Below are 575 nucleotides of genomic sequence, written 5' to 3'. Positions count from 1 at the left end.
TCGCGATGGACGTGACCAACGAGGAAGCGGTCAACAGCGGCATCGACAAGGTGGCCGACACGTTCGGCTCGGTCGACATCCTCGTGTCGAACGCGGGCATCCAGATCGTCAACCCGATCGAGAACTACGCGTTCTCCGACTGGAAGAAGATGCAGGCGATCCACGTCGACGGCGCGTTCCTGACGACCAAGGCCGCGCTCAAGCACATGTACAAGGACGATCGCGGCGGCGTCGTGATCTACATGGGTTCGGTGCACTCGCACGAAGCGTCGCCGCTGAAGTCGGCGTACGTGACGGCCAAGCACGGGCTGCTGGGCCTCGCGCGCGTGCTGGCGAAGGAAGGCGCGAAGCACGACGTGCGCTCGCACGTCGTATGTCCGGGTTTCGTGCGCACGCCGCTGGTCGACAAGCAGATTCCGGAGCAGGCGAAGGAGCTCGGCATCAGCGAAGAGGAAGTGGTGAAGAAGGTGATGCTCGGCAACACGGTCGACGGCGTGTTCACGACGGTGCAGGACGTCGCGCAGACGGTGCTGTTCCTGTCGGCGTTCCCGAGCGCCGCGCTCACGGGCCAGTCG

1 protein-coding gene is annotated in these 575 nt (G+C 64.7%); it reads left to right on the top strand.

From position 1 onward, the window contains the following. Positions 1–575: 3-hydroxybutyrate dehydrogenase (locus U4Z31_RS36950; RefSeq protein WP_321812996.1), on the top strand; the 575-nt coding region annotated here is incomplete at both ends.

Source organism: Burkholderia sp. BCC1985 (assembly GCF_905339915.1).
Classification (GTDB): Bacteria; Pseudomonadota; Gammaproteobacteria; order Burkholderiales; family Burkholderiaceae; genus Burkholderia.
This window is presented reverse-complemented; position numbering and strand designations above follow the sequence as displayed.